The organism is Nitrincola tapanii, from assembly GCF_008368715.1.
GTDB lineage: Bacteria > Pseudomonadota > Gammaproteobacteria > Pseudomonadales > Balneatricaceae > Nitrincola > Nitrincola tapanii.
In genome coordinates this window covers 181412-201084 of sequence record NZ_SMRS01000003.1, presented here as the reverse complement: position 1 = coordinate 201084, position 19673 = coordinate 181412, and the positions used below count along the sequence as shown (strand labels likewise).

The window sequence follows — 19673 nt, the reverse complement described above, 5'->3', positions numbered from 1 at the left end:
CGGCTCAGAAGGTAAATGATGTCAAAACCCCAAGAGTTCAAACCGGATCAACTCATTCGTGCCCGCGCTAAGCCTCAAAACCGCTACTTACCGGCGCAAGAGTTTTCTATCGATGCCGTGCGTGCCAGTTTAGACGCAGAAGAAAACCCGCAGGTGTCCACACCTGCAGGATCAGTTAACTCTCCTTCAAAGCCATGGCTAGGACGTGCTTTCCTAGTCAGCTTGATGCTACTAATCAGTCTACTTTTTACTCGTGAACTCTACCTATGGCTCAGCTGGGGTTTTCAGCTTTCCGTGTATCTAGGTTCTGCTTTAGCCTTGGTGTTAGGTAGCTTCTTTTTATTGCTTATTTTAAGCCTCGGGCGTGCTTACCTCAGTCGTCGTCGCTTAAACCTAGCACGAGCCCTACGTGAGCAGGCTCAAGCGCTATTACTCGACACCTCAAGTGCACAAACCGATGCGGCATTTGTACGCTGGCGACAAGCCTTGCAAGACTACGCCGCACACACAGAACTGGAAGCGATCCTCGCACAGGCCTGGACCCAATGCCCTGAACATCTGCAGGCGCATGAAGCTCTGCAGCGGCTATCGATGGAACTGCGCGCAGCCGTGGATGCGCGTGGCATTGAGTGTATCAGTCGCAACAGCTTGGTATGTGGTGCCCTCGTCAGTGCCAGCCCACTCGTGAGCTTTGATATGCTACTGGTACTCTGGCGGAATTGGCGCATGATGCGCGAACTCTCGCGTCTCTACGGGGTCTCCAATCAACTCCCAGCGCAACTGTCTCTGCTTAAGCAGGTACTCCAAGCGATGGCTTTGATGGGGGTGAGCGAGCTGGCTCTGGAGCTGAGCCAACAGACGCTGGCTGCGAGTGCCGGTGCGCTCGTTTCTGCGCGTTTAGGACAAGGTGTCGGCGCCGGACTTCTCACCGCTCGTATCGGCCTAAAAACATTGGAGATGTGCCGTCCTCTGCCCTGGTCTGAAGCCGACCAACCCAGTCTACAGACACTGCAGAAAACCTTATTTAAACAACTTTCAGAATTACTCTCTCACCCCGCCGAGAAGGAGTCCATCTCATGAATGCGGCCTTTTGGCATGAGCGTTGGCAAAATCAACAGATAGGTTTTCACCAACAAGAGATCAACGCTTACTTATGTGAACACTGGAGCGAGCTGGGAATTGTGCCAGGTTGTCGTGTTTTTGTGCCGCTGTGTGGTAAGAGTCTCGATATGCTTTGGCTAGCCCAAGCCTCCCATCCCATCCTAGGCGTGGAGCTGAGCCCTAAGGCAGTAGAGGATTTTTTCACTGAAAATGCCTTACCCTATCGAACAGAAAGTCAGGATGAGTTTAGTCACTGGCAATCAGGCTCAATTGAGCTGCTCTGTGGCGATTTCTTCAACTTAACAACCGCGCATCTGCAGCAGGTTGAAGCAGTGTATGATCGTGCGGCATTAATTGCGCTGCCACCGGATCTACGCAAAAAGTATGTCGACCACTTAGCAAAGATACTGCCCAAGAAGGTGCATCTTTTATTGATCACCCTAGAAAGAGAACCTCGGGATGAACAAGGGCCACCCTTCTGTGTGAGTCATGACGAAGTTCAACACCTCTACACCCACGCTGGTTTTCAAGTTGAGTTAAAGGCTCAGTGGTCGATTAAAACGCAGCGTCAGCTCCCCGCAGTGGAACGCATCTATCATCTTTATCGTGATCTGGACTCTCGATGAGGCTCAACTGCCGCCGCACTCGGCCGCCGATATAGGATTAAAGCCGCCGCCATACAGACGATGAACATCCCGATCCAGGTCAAGGCGTTAATCTGTTCATCCCAAACGATGGCGCCGATCAAGGCGGCAAAAACAACGGATGAATAGGTAAAGGCCGCCAGCTGCCCTGCCGGAGCCAGGGTATAAGCACGTGTCATCAGAAGTTGAGCTAGGGTGGACAAGCCCGCGATCCCCAACAACCACAACCCATCCGTTGTACTGATCGGAACCCAATGCCACGCCGCAGGTAACGCGGTGAATAGGCTGCCTAATATCGCAAAATAAACCACGATGGTTTGAGGCGATTCTTCTGCGCCTAAACGCCGCACTGAAACCTTAGCGGTGGCCGCCAGAAAAGCACCGAGTAAGCCGATGAACACAGCCGTATGCCAACGTCCCTCTTCCGGCTGCAAAATACAAGCGATGCCGACAAATCCTAAAAAGATTGAGATCAACATACTTGAACGGATACGTTCTTTGAGCCACCAGAGCGCAATAAAGGGCAGAAAGAAAGGTGCGGTTTGTTTCAACATGGCCGCTTGTGCCAGCGGCAAGTGTGCCCAGGCATAAAACAAACAGCTCATCGCAGACACACCTAAAGCAGCACGTAAGAGATGGATCGGTAGGCGTTGCCCCGGCGTTAGTTTTCGCGGATGACGCAGTATCCAAGGCAGTAACCAGAGAAGTGCTAGAAGGTTTCGCAAAAACACAATCTGTGCGGTTGGTAAACTATCGCTGACTTCACGAATCATTATGCCACTCAGCACCAGAGCCAGCTCAGATCCAAAGATTAGGCTGGCTCCCCAGACTAAAGGTTGCAAGATTTAACCCTTATGGCCTTGGCTTTTTGCCATTACAACTCGATGCGCTCAAACTCCGCACCTAACTCACTGGCGGCTTTACTGTGTGTTACCACCGCGATACTGGATTTCTCGGGGTCTAACCAAGTTTCGGCAACACGCTGCATATCAGCCAGAGTGACGCTGAGGATACGCTGACGGAAGCGTCTACGCTCTTCTGGAGTACGTCCACTTAAGCTGGCATGGTAGGTTTGTTTAGCCTCACCCGCAGGTGAGCCGGGCTTATCAATCGAGCTGATGATGCCAAGAATCGCTTCCTGCAACTTTTGTCCTTCATGCTCTTGGCTGAGCAGCCAGTCTTTGGCGCGCATAAAATCATCCAGAGTCGCTTGTAAGCGTGGATCACGATAGGAGAAGAAGCGGAACACCGCATCGCCATTATCCTGACCCGCACCGGCACCATAGGCCCCTCCCTGTTCACGGATCGCACGATGTAGATACCCATTACGCAGGAAATCACCCAAGACGGTTAACGCTGCGGCATCTGGATGTGCCGCGGTCACCGTTGGAAAAGCCAAGGCACAGAAGTTGACCTGTGTGCTGGTCAACCAAAGCTGACGCACAGGTGAGCGCGTAGCCGGAAGATGGAAAGGCGCACTCTGCGGCTCTACAGGTAGATTCTTCCAGATCTGCTCAAGTGTCTGCACCATCCCAGCCTGCTGCTCAGCCTCACCGACACATAAAAAACGTCGAGGCGCGTTTTTAATTTTGCCATGTAACTGCGCCAGGCTATCCCCCAATGCTTGCAGGGCAGCAGCCTCATTTAAGCGTTTATCTAGGGCTTTAATTGCTAGAATACCCGCAAGTCCCGTGGTCTCATGTGCCAACCTAGCCGCTGGGCTAAAACCGGCGCTGGCCGCACTGATGGCCAAAGAGTGCCCACGACCAGTGATCGACTGCTCACGACGCGAGCGCTGTTGTGCGACAATTTCACGGATACGTGGCAACTCATCAAAACGCGCCTGCATCAGGGTTTCTGCCATTAACTCAGCGACAGCGGTTTGATGACGGTTCAAAGCCTTAGCCGATAACACTAAATAACCACTGACCCGCTGTTCGCTTTGCAGGTGACCGCGGATGCTGGTGTACGCACTCAATCCACCCGTTAACTCACTTTGTAACGCCTGATTGGTACGATAATCACGCTCACCACACCCCAGCTCCGTCAGGCAATAACTATAAAGCGGCAATAGGCCTTGCTCTTCTGGACTGAGTTCAGGCAGATCGAGAATGATCTGTTGGTAGTTCAACCCATTGGTTCCAGCACTGTACCAGGTCAGATTCAGATCCGTGGCGGGTAAGGTTTGAGCTTCCGGCAGATGTAGATCGAGAGGGACATCTTCCAGCGTCACACAGGGCAGAATTGAATCATCATCTACTTGCAGTTGACGCTCTTCTAAGGCGCGAGTTTGCTCCAGGATCGCTTGCTTTTCAGCCTCACTAAGCTGAGCTTTGAGTTGAGCGAGACGTTTTGTTTCTGCCGCGTCGCGCAAATGGCCTAACTGCGCATCCGGTCTGAGTGTGACACGCACACGATGCGGATTGTTTAAGAGATGCTGGCTGATCCAGTTTGGAACAAACTGTGGATCTTTAATTTTTTCACCCAAAGCTTCCAGGACAGGATCGATATTTAACGCCGCTAGCGCATCACCACGATGAATGGCCGCCGATAGACTGGAAAGAATTAACTGCAGACCAAAAGGATAACCATCACCGGTGATTTCACGCTGGCTCAACTCCAATTGATGCAACTGAGCTTCCAGCACACGTGGATCAACCCCTTCCTCCACGACCTGGGTTAAGGTCGCCAGTACCAGGGCTTCAAACTCAGCCGCTTTGTCCGGCTCACTGCCCTCAATGCCACACATAAAGCTCATTTCACGATTGGAGTCTTCCAGCCCACATAGGGGAGAAGGCGCACTCCCCAGACCGCAGGACTCCAGCGCCGCCCGCAAGGGTGAACTGGAGTTGTCGAGCAAGACGCGTGACATAAAATGCGCCTCCATCAATGCATGAATATCGATCGAAGGTGACAACAACCAACCGAGGACATGATGAGTTTTGCCCGAAAGATCTTCTTGCTCCAGCGCATAAGCCTCCTCCACGCGAATGGGGGCAAAGTAGCGTTTTTCATCCGCGACTTGCAACTGCATAGAGCTGGCTTCAAAACGAGATAAAGCCTGCTCATGCATACGTGTTTGCAGATCTTCTACGGCTAGATTCCCAAACGTCATGAACACAGCATTGCTGGGATGATAATGGCTTTTATAAAACTGACAGAGCTGCGCATAACTGAGATCTGGAATGCAGGTAGGCTCACCGCCCGAGTTATGGTGATAAGTGGTTTCTGGAAAGAGATAACGCGTTAAGGTCTGCCAGAGGGTTGAGGTCGGTGAACTCATGGCACCTTTCATCTCGTTATAGACCACGCCTTTAAACACCAGCTCAGTATCAGGATTCTGAGCTTCGGCAAACTCTAAACGATGGCCCTCCTGGGCAAAATCGAGCGGATCAAGACGTGAGAAAAAGACCGCATCCAGGTACACATCCATCAGATTGTAAAAGTCTTTGCTGTTCTGACTGGCGAAGGGGTAAGCCGTCCAATCACTGCTGGTGAACGCATTCATAAAGGTATTGAGTGAGCGGCGGGTCATCATAAAAAAAGGATCGCGTACCGGGTAACGCTCACTGCCACAAAGAGCGGTATGTTCCAGAATGTGCGCAACGCCCGTTGAATCTTGAGGCATCGTCCGCACCGCGACCAGAAAAACGTTTTCATCACGATCTGCTTTTAAATGAATGTGCTGGGCACCCGTTTGCCGGTGCACATATTCAAACACTTCAACACCTAAAGAGTGAATGGGAAGCTGGCGGATCAGATCAAAACTGGGATGAGGCTGCATAAAGTCACGGAATCCTGTTCTAGGTCATGGAGATGTCAAAAAAAATGACTAGAGTTAACTTAAGCTGATTGTATCTGTTCGGATCATAAATTTCAGGCAATTCCTGCTGCGATTCTGAACCTGTTCAAACGGCCTAGACAGGTGATCCTCACTGAAATCTCAGGCTGTCAAAAATTATTTGTGCAGCGCACAATTAATGATTGACAGCGGGTATCGACGCGGATAGATTGATCACATGCTGCAACGCAGCAATTATTAAAACCCTGAAGGGAAGGAATTGAAGATGATCGAAGAACTGAAAAGCAAAATGAAGCCTGTCATGGATATGGCCGAAATCAACAAAAAAACCGCTGAGAAGCTGATCTCTTTACAGTCTCAGTATGTCAACGACTTCATCAGCTCTAGCCTGAATCAGATGAAAACGCTGTCTGAGCTGAAAGATCCCAAAGCGGCCGTTGAAGCTCAGGTGAAATACCTGAAAGAACTGGAAGCCAAAATCACCGACGTTGCTCAGCAGGAAATTTCTGCTCTGAGCGAAGCCAAATCCCAGCTGACGGTTCTGGTTGAAAAAAGCCTGAAAGAAGTGGCTGATGCGGATTATGTAGCAGAAATGCAAAAATTGATGAAGTCTTTCGGCAAGTAAGATGAAAGACTGTTGCGCTTGCACTCATCTTGACTCTCTTGTCCTTACGGGCTAGATTGAAGTCTTTATGTTGCATCGCACAATTTGACTATAAGAGCGAGGATAGACAGATGACGGATCCATTTAAAGACATCAAAGAGATGATGAAGCCGATGACTGAAATGTCTGAAAGCTTGATGAAAAACATGGAAGAACAACTGCAGCCTGTGAAAGAGAAATTCAAGCCTGCTGTGGACATGGCAGAAGTCAACAAAACCACAGCCGAAAAACTGTTCACTTTGCAGTCTGAGTACGTTACGGATTTCGTCAACTCCAGCCTCGCTCAGTTTAAAGCTTTGATCGATGCCAAAGACCCTAAAGAAGCTCTGCACCTTCAGGTCGAATTCTTTAAAACTTTGGACAGTAAGTTTACTGAAGTTGCCGAGCAGGAATTGGCTGCGCTCACTGAAGCGAAAGACAAACTTGCAGATATCATTGAAAAAAGCCTGTCTGATATCGGTGACGTGCCTTTCATGCAGGATCTGAGCAAATTCGATTTAGCTCAATTTGATCTTAGCAAACTGATGCCTGTGAATGCACCTGTATCAGCGGAAAAGCCTAAAACAGCGGCCGCGAGCAAGCCTGCGCCTGCCCGCAAAACTTCAGCGCCTGCTGCGGCAAAAGTTGAAGCGGCCAAGCCAGAAGACACCAAACCTGCTGAGTAAGCGGTTGAGGTCCAGAAAGCGGCTCAAGCCGTCTTACTGATCCTCTAATCCAGGCTATATAAAAAAGCCGCTTTTGAATTGAGCGGCTTTTTTGTGGGCGCTTGGTTTGTAACTTAAGATTGCATCCACTTAGGTGTGTAACGCCCTGAACCCGTAGCGAAGCGCGTGACCTCTCGTCTGGCCCAAGGTAAATGCTGCCCCAAACCCAAACCTAGATTACGTGCCCATTTTAAGGGTAGAAGATCATTACTGAAGACACGGTAAAAGGCATCCATCGTCTGCATCATCAATAGATTCTGATACCGACGTTTTTTCTCGTAGACTGCCAATTGTGCCAGATCGGAAACAGCTTGGTCTGTTTGTTCCGCGTGCAGCAGCAACTCCGCAAGAATCGCAACATCCATAAAACCGATATTCACCCCCTGTCCGGCTAAGGGATGAATCATATGCGCAGCATCTCCGATCAGTGCTACGCCTTCAGCCACATAGTTTTGTGCATGCTGGCGGCGCAATGGGAAGCTGCCACGACTCTCCACCGTCAAGATTTCACCAAGGCAGCTGGGAAACTCCTGTATCAAGGCCTGACGAAAGGCTTCGGGATCAAGCGCCAAGCGCCGCTTCACCTCATCGGGTTGGTGATACCAAACTAGGGAGGCATGCGATCCACTCAAGGGCAAGAGCGCCACAGGCCCTGTCGGACGAAACTCTTGCCAGGTAATATCCTGCTGAGCTGCCGCGGTGGTCACCGTCGCAATCAAGGCATGCTGTGCGTAATCCCAACGCAAGACACCCAAACCCGCCGCACGCGCGACCGCTGACTCACCACCGTCGGCACCGATTAAAAGACGAGCCACCAGCTCTTCACCGTTATCTAAGCGCACAAGGCTCGCGCCCGGCACATACTCAATTTCGAGCGGCGTAGCGGGTGCGATCAAACGAATATTCGGGCTTTGACGAATACGGTCGATTAGCGCCCACTGCACCACCCGATTTTCGACTATATGACCTAGATGCGGTTCACCGATTTCAGCACTGTTGAACTCAGTGGCCGCACGCTCACTGTCCAACTCCCAGACCTTCATGCGCTGATAAGGACACGCTCTGCGCGCTAAAATGCCCGACCAGACTCCAATCTTTTTTAACAAAGCCTCAGACGCCAAGCTAAGTGCCGAGACCCGTAAATCATGGGGTTGCTCAACCGAAAAGCTCGCTGGCAGTAATTGCTCAATTAAGGCAATGCGATACTGGCTTTCACTGAGCGCGCAGGCAAGTGCCGCACCCACCATGCCCCCACCGACAATGACAAGATCGTATGTCTGGTCCATCCTTACCTCACAAGAAAGTTTGGCCGCCCATATAAGGCTGCAAGACTTGAGGAATCGCCACTCGACCATCGGCTTGCTGGTAGTTTTCCAGCACGGCGACTAGGGTACGACCGACGGCCAGACCGGAGCCATTTAAGCTATGCAACAACTCAGGCTTGCCGGTTTCTGGGTTACGCCAGCGTGCCAACATCCGACGCGCTTGGAAATCCGTCATGTTTGAGCAAGACGAAATTTCACGATACTTATTCTGACCTGGCAGCCATACCTCAAGGTCATAGGTCTTGGCTGCGCCAAATCCCATATCCCCACCGCACAAACACACTGTTCGATAAGGCAATTCTAACAGCTGGAGGATACGCTCAGCATGTGCTGTCAGTTCTTCCAAAGCTTGCATTGAATCCTCAGGGCGCACCAGCTGCACCAGTTCGACCTTTTCAAATTGGTGCTGACGGATCATGCCGCGTGTATCGCGACCTGAAGAGCCGGCCTCAGAGCGGAAGCATGGAGTATGTGCCACCATTCGCAAAGGCAGCTCGCTCGCATCCAGAATCTGATCACGCACCAGGTTCGTCAGCGGTACTTCGGCCGTGGGAATCAAATAGTAGTCACGCTCCCCAAAGGGCACACGAAACAGATCCTCTTCGAACTTGGGTAATTGGCCAGTCCCCTTGAGTGAGTCAGCATTCACCATGAAGGGAACGTTGACCTCTAAGTAGCCGTGAGACTGGGTATGGGTATCCAACATGAACTGAGCCAAAGCACGATGTAAACGCGCGAGATTGCCACGCATGACCGCAAAGCGTGAGCCGGTTAATTTTCCGGCGGCTTCAAAATCCAACTGTGTCGCCTGCTCTCCTAGTGCGACATGATCCCGAGCCTCAAAATCAAATTCAGGTAGCGCTCCCCAACGTCGGACTTCGATATTCTCATCCTCGCTTTGCCCTTCCGGGACGGAAGCATCAGGCAGATTCGGGATACCCAGCAAGAGCGCATCCATCTGATCTTGCACCTGCAAGAGTTCATTTTTAGCCGCTTCCAGATCTTCGCCCAGCTGACTCACTTCGGCCAAGAGTGGCGCTATATCCTGTCCCGAAGCTTTAGCTTGTCCGATACTTTTCGAGCGGGTGTTACGTTCATTCTGTAGGTTTTCTGTCCGAATTTGCACATCACGGCGACGCTCTTCCAGTGCCTGGAAGGCCTGTAACGGAAATTCAAAACCTTTCTTACTCAGGAGTTGTGCCACCTCTTCAGGGTTAGCACGGACAAATTTCGGGTCCAGCATGAACGCATTTTCCTTTATCTAAGAGAAATGTAAGAAGCGCAAAGTTTAAAACCAGGCTCGACTCAAAGTCAGACCTAAACCTAAAGCGCCAAGGCATAGAATAACACTCAGCAACACATAGATCAGCGCTGTTAAATAATAACCTTCGTGTAAGAGGGATACCGCTTCTAAGGAGAAGGTTGAAAAGGTCGTGAAGCCTCCCAGCAAGCCGGTCATCAGCAAGGGTCTGAATTCAGCAGGCAAACGTGCCTTTTCTAAAATTAAAACAAACAAAACCCCCATTAAAAAAGAGCCTAGGGTGTTGATGAGAAAAGTCGCCCAGGGAAAATGATTTGTGGGGGTCGTCAACCAGGCGGAGACACCGTAACGTGCCAAGGCTCCCAACGCCCCGCCGAGGGCCACGCATAACATAGCTAACATGATGGATGATTCCTGTTTGGGTAGCGCTGTTCTGGACTCTCGGCATCGCGAGCTTGTAGGCGACTTAGCTTTTCTTGAATTTTAATTTCCAAACCTCGTGCCTCAGGCTGGTAATAACGGCGTTCTGCGATGGGTTCGGGCAAGTAGCTTTCACCTGCGGCATAAGCATCCGGCTCGTCATGCGCATAGCGATATCCCTGACCAAACCCCTCAGCTTGCATCAACTGAGTCGGGGCATTGCGCAGATGTAACGGCACTTCGTAGGAGGGATCCTTGCGGATATCGGTTAAACACTGTTTGAAGGCACGATAAACCGCATTACTTTTTGGCGCACAAGCACAATAAAGGGCAGCCTGTGCGATGGCACGCTCACCTTCTGCGGGCCCCACACGCTCGAACGCATCCCAAGCCGCCAAGGCTACCTGCATGGCACGCGGATCGGCATTACCGATATCTTCTGAAGCAATGGCCACTAAACGTCGCGCCACATACAAGGGATCACAGCCCCCATCCAGCATACGACAATACCAATAAAGCGCCGCATCCGGTGCCGAGCCACGCACTGATTTATGAAAAGCCGAAATCATGTCGTAAAAGAGATCGCCCCCCTTATCAAAACGGCGGCCTCCGGCACTTAACACTTCTTGCATCACGGCTTCGGAGATGAACCAACCTTCATCCCCTTCTTGTGCTAAATCTGCGGCAATTTCGAGCAGGTTTAAGGCACGCCGTGCATCACCATCGGCCGCTGCCACCAACTGCTGACGGATCGATGTAGAGAGTGTCCAAGACTTCTGCCCTAAACCTCGCTGCGGATCTTGCAACGCCTGCTCGAGCACACGTTCTAACTCCGTTTCATCCAAGGCTCGCAAACGGTAAACACGCGCCCGAGACAACAGGGCATTATTCAGCTCAAACGAAGGATTTTCAGTGGTCGCACCGATGAGAATGACTTTACCCTCTTCCACATGCGGTAAAAAGGCATCCTGCTGGGATTTGTTGAAGCGATGTACTTCATCAATAAACAGCAGTGTTTTGCGCCCATTTTGAGCGCGCCACTGCTGGGCTTGATCTAAGGCTTGGCGTATCTCTTTAACACCCGACATCACCGCAGAAAGGGTGATAAAATGCGCTTCACTCGTTTCAGCGATCATCCGTGCCAAAGTCGTTTTACCGACACCGGGCGGACCCCAGAAGATCATGGAGTGGATATGCCCCTGGCGCAGCATCTGACGCAGAGGTTTGCCCTCACCTAAGAGGTGTGACTGACCGACATACTCATCCAGGTGCCGAGGACGCATACGCGCCGCTAAAGGCGCGTAGGCATCGGGATGATCACTGAACAAATCCGACATTAGGGCGCTTCGTCGAGGATCACATCAATATCATCAGGAGGCGTGAACCTAAAAATCGCCTCATCTAACTCTGGGTCTAGTTGCGTGTCACTCAGCAAGATGGTGGAACGCTGTCCGAGATTATCATCCAACATAAACTCACTCAGTACCGCATCTTCAAACAGCAGGCGCACACGTGTGAACATCGCATCCTGCCCTGCTTTGGGCAGGAGTTCAAAGACCATCAGATTACCCGTTTGCTGAATCAGGCTGACGTCATAACGCATTTCCAACTCATGAATACGCCCATTGAGAATTAACGCTGGTGCACTTTCCGTATTCTGATTGCCCGGTTTACGCGTCGCTTGCTCCAGATCCTCATCATAAATCCAGACATACTCTCCATCTGAAATAATCTGCTGCGGGAAGGGCTTAAGCGTATTCCAAACAAAGCGATCTGGGCGCGCGACAGCAAAGTTTCCACTTGAAGCTTCACGACGCTCCCCCTGCTCAGAGGTGGCAAACTGTTCAAAGTTTGCACTAAAACGCTCGTAACCTGAAAGCAAAGAAGCCAACTGATCAACAGGCTCGGCACTTAAAGGCAAGCTCAGGGCCAAGGTTAAGGCCACTATTAATTTACGCATTATCCCATCCTAAATTCTGACTTAATCACGAGGGGGGGGAGGTGCCAGCACTTCGCGCTGCCCATTACTGCCTGCGGGTGTAACCACCCCAGCAGCCTCCATTGTTTCAATCATTCGTGCGGCACGGTTATAACCAATTTTCAGTTTGCGCTGTACCGCTGAAATAGAGGCTTTACGACTTTCGGTCACAAACGCAACGGCCTCGTCGTAAAGCGCATCTTGCTCATCATCGTAGAGTCCGCCTGAACCGCCGCTAAACGCACTCTCTTCCGACCCACCCTCTGAAAGCAGATCCTCAATATAGTTCGGCGGCCCCATCTGTTTCCAAGCCTCTACTGTACGGTGCACTTCATCATCACTCACAAAGGCACCATGTACACGATTCGGGATGCTTGTGCCGGCAGGTAAAAAGAGCATATCACCATTGCCGAGAAGATTTTCAGCGCCGGACTGATCGAGGATGGTGCGAGAATCGATTTTCGAAGATACCTGGAAAGCGATACGCGTAGGTACGTTCGCTTTAATCAGGCCAGTAATTACATCTACAGAGGGTCGTTGAGTCGCCAGAATCAAGTGGATCCCGGCCGCACGTGCTTTTTGCGCGATACGAGCAATCAATTCCTCAACTTTTTTGCCCACCATCATCATCATATCGGCAAATTCATCGATGACGACGACAATGTAAGGCAAGGTTGTTAAGGCCGGTGCCGGTTCATCTGCACTGAGACCATAGTCTTGAGGCTTCCATAGAGGATCCAACAAAGGTGTGCCTTCCGCTTCTGCTTGCAAAACCTTCTCGTTATAACCGGCTATGTTACGCACGCCCATTTTTGCCATGAGGCGGTAGCGGCGCTCCATTTCGCCTACACACCAACGCAGTCCCCCTGCGGCTTCTTTCATGTCGGTGATCACTGGGGTTAACAAATGCGGAATCCCCTCATAAATCGAAAGCTCCAGCATTTTCGGGTCCACCAGAATCAAGCGAACCTCCTCCGGTGTCGCTTTAAACAAGAGGCTCAGCAACATTGCATTCACCCCGACCGACTTACCCGAGCCGGTGGTACCTGCGACCAGAAGATGCGGCATCTTAGCCAGGTTGGTGACCACCGGGTTGCCGGCGATATCATTGCCTAGAGCAAGTGTCAGGTGGGATTTGGCCTCGCTAAACGCTTTCGAACCTAAAACCTCCTTCAAATGCACCACTTGGCGGCTTTCATTCGGAATTTCGATACCCACCACGGATTTGCCGGGAATCACCTCGACCACACGCACACTGGAAACCGCCATGGAGCGTGCTAAATCACGCGCTAAGTTACTAATTTTACTCGCCTTAACACCGGGAGCCGGTTGGATCTCAAAACGTGTAATCACTGGGCCTGGATTCACCTCGACCACTTCTGCAATCACACTAAAATCCTTGAGCTTTTCTTCGAGCAAACGAGACATCTGCTCTAATTGCTCTTCGCTGTAGCCCTGCTCCTGTTTCAACTCAGGAGCATCTAGGAGATCAAGGCTGGGTAAGCTCATCCGCACCGACACCCGCCTTGCGATTTCACTGACTGGATCAAGACTTTCCTGTAGAGGTTGATGTGCTTCGGATAAGGGCACAATCTTTAATTGTTTGCGTGTAGCCTCAACATTTGAGCCGTTTTTAAACCCTTCCTCGACTCTAGGTGCTTGTATGTTTGGCTCAAGAGCCGTGGAGAAATCAAGAGGTGACTCGGGTGTATCCAACTCAGGGACAGGCTTGAACGACAGATCCAAGTGCGGCTCAAGCGCCTCATTTATCGGTAGCGGATGCAGGGGAGCAGGCTCAGGGGGCATGGGTTCAGGCGCAAAGGATGGCACACCCAGATCCGGCTCCACGCGGCTGTTAGTTTTGATTTCAACGTCTGCTGTCTTGGTTTTAAAGCTCGGCACTTTGATCTCAGGAAGCGAAACCGAAGGCATCTTAGGTTTAGCGATCGGCACTTTCGGTAGGCTCAGCTTAGGAAGGGAGAGCTGCCCCAAACGTGCCAGAGAGTCGGGTATAAACCAGATCACGCGCCCAATTCCCTCTAAAAACCCTTGCCAGGAAGTTTCCATATAAAGCGTCAAACCAAATAACAAGAGCGTCGTGGCGATCAAGGTGGAGCCTGGCAGACTAAACAAAGACACCGCCAGATCAGACAAGGCCAATCCCACTAAGCCACCGGCACTGAATGGAAAACTCAAGGCCCCGTTGGCCACATGCATGGAAGCCAGCATAGCCAGAGGAATTAAAACAAAAGCCGCGCCCGTCATGCGCAACATGATATAGGGCACTGCATCAATCATGCCGACCTGACGCCGACGCAAAAACCGTAGCGCAGGCCACAACAACATAGGGGGTAAGAGCCAAGCACTAAAACCCAAGAAAGAGATTAGAAAATCCGCTAACCAAGCGCCCACCTGCCCCATGAGATTTGACACCTGCGGCTGATAACCCAGATGCGACCAGCCTGGATCACGAGCATCGTAACTCCAAACCGCTAAACACAAGGCTAGCGCGACACCTATAAAGAGAATCAACCCCGACTCTTTACCGACTCTTGCCAAGTGATCGCTTAAGGTCTGAGGCGCCTTAGTGGCTTTCATATTCAATGTCTTTTCCTTGGACATGCCGAGAAACTACCCATAACTAAAAGCGCTATTGTGCCACAAACAAAAGAAAACTCAGCAGTCCTGCCTAGTTACTCGCATGGAATTATTCATTATCATCCCCATCTAAGATCCCTTAAGGTGCGACTAATCAATCTGATTTCGAGGATACTAAGCCATTATGAGCGAAACCCAACACCATCGTTTGATCATTCTGGGTTCTGGCCCTGCAGGTTATACCGCTGCGGTTTATGCCGCACGTGCCAATTTAAATCCTGTGGTGATTACGGGTATGCAAGCCGGCGGTCAGCTCACCACCACCACCGAGGTGGATAACTGGCCAGGTGATGTTGAAGGCGTACAAGGCCCTGAATTGATGCAGCGCATGCAGGCACATGCTGAGCGCTTTAATACCCAGGTGATTTTTGATCACATCCACACCGCAGAATTAACCCAGCGCCCGTTTCGCTTATCCGGAGACATGGGTATCTATACCTGTGATGCCCTGATTATTGCCACGGGTGCTTCCGCCCAATATCTAGGCTTGGATTCAGAAGAAGCCTTTAAGGGCAAGGGTGTCAGTGCTTGTGCAACCTGTGACGGCTTTTTCTATCGTGGTCAAAAAGTAGCGGTTATCGGAGGTGGTAATACCGCTGTTGAAGAGGCTCTCTATCTGTCCAACATTGCCGCTGAAGTCACGCTGATTCACCGCCGCGACAGCCTGCGCAGCGAAAAAATCCTGCAAGACAAGCTGTTCGAGCGTGAGGCAAACGGCAACATCAATATCCTTTGGAACCATGAGCTGGATGAAGTGCTCGGCGACAACTCCGGTGTGACCGGTATCCGTGTGCGTCACAGCCAAACGGGTGAAAGCCAATCCCTGGATCTGCAGGGTGTTTTTATCGCCATCGGCCACAAACCCAACACAGAACTTTTTGCCGGTCAGCTTGATATGCAAGATGGCTACTTAAAGATTCGCTCAGGTTTAGAGGGGAATGCGACCCAAACCAGCATTGAGGGCGTGTTTGCGGCGGGTGATGTGTGTGATCACATCTACCGTCAAGCCATCACTTCTGCGGGCTTCGGTTGTATGGCAGCACTGGATGCCGAACGTTACCTAGACGATCTGAAATAAGCCCATGATCCCCTGGCTGCATCCGCAGAGTCTCGCCTTTCCCTCTGTTGATCAGGCGTTAAGAGAGCCTGATGGCCTCTTAGCCGCCGGGGGTGACTTATCGCCCGAACGCTTATTAAGTGCTTATCGTCAGGGAATCTTTCCCTGGTTCAATCCAGGCGAGCCCATTCTCTGGTGGAGCCCAGACCCACGTTGCGTGCTGTACCCGCAACAGCTGCATTTGTCGCGCAGTTTGCGTAAGAAGCTGAAAAAAAATCTCTTCCAAGTTACTTTTGACACCTGTTTTAGCCGAGTGATTCAGGCTTGTGCTGACGTGCGTCAAAAGCAGACTGGGACTTGGATTAGCCCCGAGATTCAATCCGCTTACACCACTTTGCACCAACAAGGCATCGCGCATTCCGTTGAAGTCTGGCAAGAGCAAGAGCTGGTGGGGGGACTTTATGGGCTTGCACTGGGGCGAGTCTTTTTTGGAGAATCGATGTTCAGTGACCGCAGCGATGCCTCAAAAACGGCTTTAGCTTTTTTATGTCACCATTTAAACGCCTGGGGCTTTCACCTGATTGACTGCCAGGTATACAACCCGCACTTGGAAAGTCTAGGTGCGCGCCTGATCCCACGCGCGGTTTTTAGCCAGCACTTGCAACAGCATGCTCTCACCAACCATCTCGCGGCTTGGACACCTCAGTTTTCCACATCAGACATCATAGGAGTCGAGCATGACTGACATGCGCACCCTAAGGTTTTATGTGACACCGGAGCATGACTGCAGTTATCTGCCCAATCGCCTGGCCAAGACTCTGTTCGTTGACCCACAAGCACGTATCGATCAAGCAACGCTGACACAGCTGGCTGAACTGGGCTTTCGTCGCAGTGGTGGGCATATTTATCGCCCACATTGCGAAGCGTGTCACGCCTGCCAATCTGTACGGATTCCCGTTCAGGCGTTTAAGGCCAACGCCAATCAACGGCGCATCTGGCGCAAGAATGCAGATTTAATCGTCAGCGCTCGACCTCCCGCTTTACTCGATGAATATTACCGTCTCTACCGGCGCTATATCGAAGCACGTCATGCTGATGGCGATATGTATCCGCCTTCAGCCGAGCAGTTTGTGAATTTTCTAGTTGAAGGGAGCCAGGATTGTCAATTTTTTGAATTCCGCAACCCTGAAGGCAAGTTGTTAGCAGTGGCGGTATCCGATCTTCTCTGCGGTGCCCTGTCTGCGCTGTATACTTTTTACGATCCGGATGAAACCGCTCGCAGCCTTGGTAGCTACGCCATCCTTTGGCAAATTCAGGAAGCACAAGCGCGCCAACACACCTATCTCTATTTAGGCTACTGGGTCGAAGCCTGCCGAAAAATGCGCTACAAAACGGCTTATCAACCGCTCGAAATCCTGATTGACGGACATTGGTCGCGTTTAACCCAAGATTGATTTTGAATTACTCGGCATTTCGGGTAAAATACGCGCCTTTATAACCAGACTGGATAGTTTCTCCGTCTTAGAGGTAACAACTGAATGGCAAAAGAAGATTCTTTTGAAATGGAAGGTACGGTGATCGACACCCTGCCCAATACCATGTTCCGAGTGGAACTCGAAAACGGCCATATCGTGACCGCGCACATCTCCGGGAAAATGCGTAAACACTACATCCGCATTCTGACGGGCGATAAGGTCAAGGTTGAATTGACGCCTTACGATCTTAGCAAAGGCCGCATCACCTATCGCGCACGCTGATCCCCCTCACCTGCTGACAGCAGCAGCCTTTAGGCTGCTACTGTTTCGCATTTCAACTGCAGATCTCCATCCTCGACACCGATATCGACCTCACCCCCTGCTTCCGCCAATTCACCAAATAGAATCATTTCCGCTAAAGGCTTCTTGATCTTTTCTTGAATAAGGCGACGCATCGGACGGGCACCCATCTTTTCGTCATATCCCTGCTCGGCTAACCACAAACGTGCCTCGTCGGAAACATTGAGGACAACTCGTTTTTCATCCAGCTGTGCCTGCAGCTCCGTTAAGAACTTATCCACCACCCCTTTAATGATTTCAGTCGACAAGGGCTTAAACTGTATGACCGCATCCAAACGGTTACGGAACTCAGGGGTGAACAAGCGCTTCAGCGCTTCCATCGCATCACTGCTGTGATCTTGTTGAGTAAAGCCGATAGAAGGACGGCTCATCGCTTCAGCACCGGCATTGGTGGTCATCACCAGTACAACATTGCGGAAGTCTGCTTTGCGACCATTATTATCGGTCAAACTGCCGTTATCCATAACCTGCAAAAGAATGTTAAAAACCTCCGGATGCGCTTTTTCAATCTCATCTAACAGCAACACACAGTGAGGTGTTTTGCTAATCGCTTCGGTTAAAAGCCCACCCTGGTCATAACCGACATATCCGGGAGGCGCGCCGATCAAACGCGATACGGTATGGCGCTCCATATACTCAGACATATCAAAGCGCACCAGCTCTATGCCCAGAATACGCGCCAGCTGAGTGGTCACTTCGGTTTTACCCACCCCGGTAGGGCCGGCAAAAAGGAAAGATCCGACCGGTTTATTCGGCTCTTTTAAGCCCGCACGTGAAAGCTTGATCGCGGCCGCCAGAGTATCAATGGCTTCATCCTGACCCAGCACAACCATTTTTAAGTGGGAATCCAGCTTTTTCAGCTGCTCTTTATCCGAAGCCGAAACACTCTTTGGTGGTATCCGGGCAATTTTGGCGACAATTGCTTCAATCTGACCAACATCGATCAGCGTCGTACGATTTTCCGCTTTCTGCAAGCGCTGATAGGCACCGCTTTCATCGATCACATCTATCGCTTTATCCGGCATATGCTTATCGTTGATATAACGATCCGCTAATTCAGCCGCTGCACGCAGCGCGGCATCCGTGTAGGTCACCTCATGATGCTCTTCAAAACGGCTTTTAAGTCCTTGTAGGATTTGATAGGTCTCTTCTACGCTAGGCTCAAGAACATCGACCTTCTGAAAGCGACGCGCTAGCGCACGATCCTTCTCAAAAATGCCGCGAAACTCCTGGAAAGTCGTTGAGCCGATACAGCGAATCTCACCCGAACTCAAGAGCGGCTTGAGCAGATTAGAGGCATCCATCGAGCCTCCGGAAGCCGCACCCGCGCCGATGATAGTATGAATTTCATCAATGAATAAAATGGCATGAGGCTGTTTGCGAATTTCATTGAGCAGATTTTTCAGACGCTTCTCAAAATCACCGCGATACTTAGTTCCCGCTAAAAGCGCTCCGAGATCCAGTGAATAGACGACACTTTTAGCGATCACCTCAGGAACCTGATCTTCAATGATCAACTTAGCCAAGCCTTCTGCAATGGCCGTTTTGCCGACCCCCGCTTCACCCACCAGTAACGGATTGTTTTTACGACGACGTGAGAGAATTTGCACCACGCGCTCAATCTCTTGATCACGTCCCACAAGCGGATCGATGCGGCCCAGTGCGGCCTGCTGATTCAGGTTAACCGCATATTGTGACAGTGCACTTTGTGATTTATCTGCTGCCTCACCCGCCTCGCCCTCATCTTCACGCTGCGTTTGGCTAGGTGCTTCCCCCACTTTGGAGATACCATGAGAGATGTAGTTAACAACATCAACACGCTCAACGCCCTGTTGGGTTAACACATACACCGCATGGCTTTCCTGCTCGCTAAAAATGGCCACCAAGACATTGGCGCCACTCACATCTTGCTTACCTGAGGATTGCACATGAAAAACAGCGCGCTGCAGGACTCGCTGAAAACCTAAAGTAGGCTGAGTTTCCAGATTCGCCAGGGTGTCGGGTAAACGCGGTGTAGTTTCGTCAATAAAATGAGCCAACTGAGCACGCATACGATCAAAATCCACACCGCAGGCATGTAATACTTCAGCGGCTTCTCGGTTATCAAGCAATGCCAACAGCAAATGCTCAACGGTCATAAACTCATGGCGCTGATCCCGCGCAGCCCGGAAGGCTGCACTCAAGGTTTCTTCAAGCTCTCGATTCAGCATGATGGCGACCTCTC

General features: G+C 51.0%; 16 protein-coding genes and 2 pseudogenes. 8 read left to right on the top strand and 10 right to left on the bottom strand.

Annotation, left to right across the window (positions count from 1 at the left end; translation table 11 throughout):
• Positions 1-18 precede the first annotated feature (18 nt).
• Complete coding sequence (locus E1H14_RS05320; protein ID WP_160142027.1) at positions 19-1080, top strand: TIGR01620 family protein; 1062 nt, start codon at positions 19-21, stop codon at positions 1078-1080.
• Complete coding sequence (locus tag E1H14_RS05315; protein WP_149390414.1) at positions 1077-1727, top strand: thiopurine S-methyltransferase; 651 nt, start codon at positions 1077-1079, stop codon at positions 1725-1727. The genes E1H14_RS05320 and E1H14_RS05315 overlap by 4 nt, the downstream gene beginning before the upstream one ends.
• On the opposite strand, the gene E1H14_RS05310 is transcribed toward E1H14_RS05315, so the two are convergent.
• Both E1H14_RS05310 and E1H14_RS05305 read right to left on the bottom strand, forming a co-directional pair.
• Positions 1703-2587, bottom strand: coding sequence for a DMT family transporter (locus E1H14_RS05310; protein ID WP_149390413.1), 885 nt, complete (start codon positions 2585-2587; stop codon positions 1703-1705). The two genes, E1H14_RS05315 and E1H14_RS05310, sit on opposite strands and share 25 nt — an antisense overlap.
• Positions 2588-2619: 32 nt before the next feature.
• Entirely contained in the window at positions 2620-5529 is a 2910-nt protein-coding gene (locus E1H14_RS05305; RefSeq protein WP_149390412.1) for an insulinase family protein, read from the bottom strand.
• Positions 5530-5812: 283 nt separating this feature from the next.
• Here E1H14_RS05305 and E1H14_RS05300 point away from each other — a divergent pair, with 283 nt between their 5' ends.
• Together E1H14_RS05300 and E1H14_RS05295 are read left to right on the top strand one after the other, a co-directional pair.
• Positions 5813-6172, top strand: a complete 360-nt coding sequence (locus E1H14_RS05300) for a phasin family protein (protein WP_149390411.1) — start codon at positions 5813-5815, stop codon at positions 6170-6172.
• Between the two features lie 110 nt (positions 6173-6282).
• Positions 6283-6876, top strand: coding sequence for a phasin family protein (locus E1H14_RS05295; RefSeq protein ID WP_160142026.1), 594 nt, complete (start codon positions 6283-6285; stop codon positions 6874-6876).
• A gap of 113 nt (positions 6877-6989) precedes the next feature.
• On the opposite strand, the gene E1H14_RS05290 is transcribed toward E1H14_RS05295, so the two are convergent.
• The 7 genes and pseudogenes from E1H14_RS05290 to E1H14_RS13435 all read right to left on the bottom strand — a co-directional run.
• Complete coding sequence (locus E1H14_RS05290; RefSeq protein ID WP_149390409.1) at positions 6990-8201, bottom strand: UbiH/UbiF/VisC/COQ6 family ubiquinone biosynthesis hydroxylase; 1212 nt, start codon at positions 8199-8201, stop codon at positions 6990-6992.
• A 7-nt stretch (positions 8202-8208) separates the two neighbouring features.
• Positions 8209-9483, bottom strand: a complete 1275-nt coding sequence (gene serS, locus E1H14_RS05285; protein ID WP_149390408.1) for a serine--tRNA ligase — start codon at positions 9481-9483, stop codon at positions 8209-8211.
• 45 nt (positions 9484-9528) lie between these two features.
• On the bottom strand, positions 9529-9903 hold the full coding sequence (gene crcB / locus E1H14_RS05280; RefSeq protein ID WP_149390407.1) for a fluoride efflux transporter CrcB: 375 nt from the start codon (positions 9901-9903) through the stop codon (positions 9529-9531).
• Positions 9897-11258 carry a replication-associated recombination protein A gene (locus tag E1H14_RS05275; protein WP_149390406.1) on the bottom strand — a complete coding sequence of 454 codons (1362 nt, stop codon included), beginning with the start codon at positions 11256-11258 and terminating at the stop codon, positions 9897-9899. The genes crcB and E1H14_RS05275 overlap by 7 nt, the downstream gene beginning before the upstream one ends.
• A complete protein-coding gene (gene lolA, locus E1H14_RS05270; RefSeq protein ID WP_149390405.1) occupies positions 11258-11881 on the bottom strand; it encodes an outer membrane lipoprotein chaperone LolA in 624 nt (207 codons plus the stop codon). The genes E1H14_RS05275 and lolA overlap by 1 nt, the downstream gene beginning before the upstream one ends.
• 21 nt (positions 11882-11902) lie before the next feature.
• Positions 11903-13417 (bottom strand): annotated as a pseudogene (locus tag E1H14_RS13440) (DNA translocase FtsK); the annotation flags it as partial.
• A gap of 522 nt (positions 13418-13939) precedes the next feature.
• Positions 13940-14497, bottom strand: a pseudogene (locus E1H14_RS13435) (DNA translocase FtsK 4TM domain-containing protein); the annotation flags it as partial.
• A gap of 184 nt (positions 14498-14681) precedes the next feature.
• On the opposite strand from E1H14_RS13435, the gene trxB reads away from it, so the two are divergent.
• The 4 genes from trxB (at position 14682) to infA (ending at position 17371) form a co-directional block, all read left to right on the top strand.
• Positions 14682-15635 carry a thioredoxin-disulfide reductase gene (gene trxB / locus E1H14_RS05260; RefSeq protein ID WP_149390403.1) on the top strand — a complete coding sequence of 318 codons (954 nt, stop codon included), beginning with the start codon at positions 14682-14684 and terminating at the stop codon, positions 15633-15635.
• A gap of 4 nt (positions 15636-15639) precedes the next feature.
• On the top strand, positions 15640-16359 hold the full coding sequence (gene aat / locus E1H14_RS05255) for a leucyl/phenylalanyl-tRNA--protein transferase (protein WP_149390402.1): 720 nt from the start codon (positions 15640-15642) through the stop codon (positions 16357-16359).
• A complete protein-coding gene (locus E1H14_RS05250; protein WP_149390401.1) occupies positions 16352-17068 on the top strand; it encodes an arginyltransferase in 717 nt (238 codons plus the stop codon). Before aat ends, E1H14_RS05250 begins: the two co-directional genes overlap by 8 nt.
• An 84-nt stretch (positions 17069-17152) precedes the next feature.
• Positions 17153-17371 (top strand): translation initiation factor IF-1, encoded by a 219-nt coding sequence (gene infA, locus E1H14_RS05245; RefSeq protein WP_036548442.1) that lies wholly within the window; start codon positions 17153-17155, stop codon positions 17369-17371.
• 29 nt (positions 17372-17400) lie between these two features.
• Here the strand turns inward: infA and clpA are convergent, their stop codons facing one another.
• Positions 17401-19659 carry an ATP-dependent Clp protease ATP-binding subunit ClpA gene (gene clpA / locus E1H14_RS05240; protein ID WP_149390400.1) on the bottom strand — a complete coding sequence of 753 codons (2259 nt, stop codon included), beginning with the start codon at positions 19657-19659 and terminating at the stop codon, positions 17401-17403.
• Positions 19660-19673: the final 14 nt, after the last annotated feature.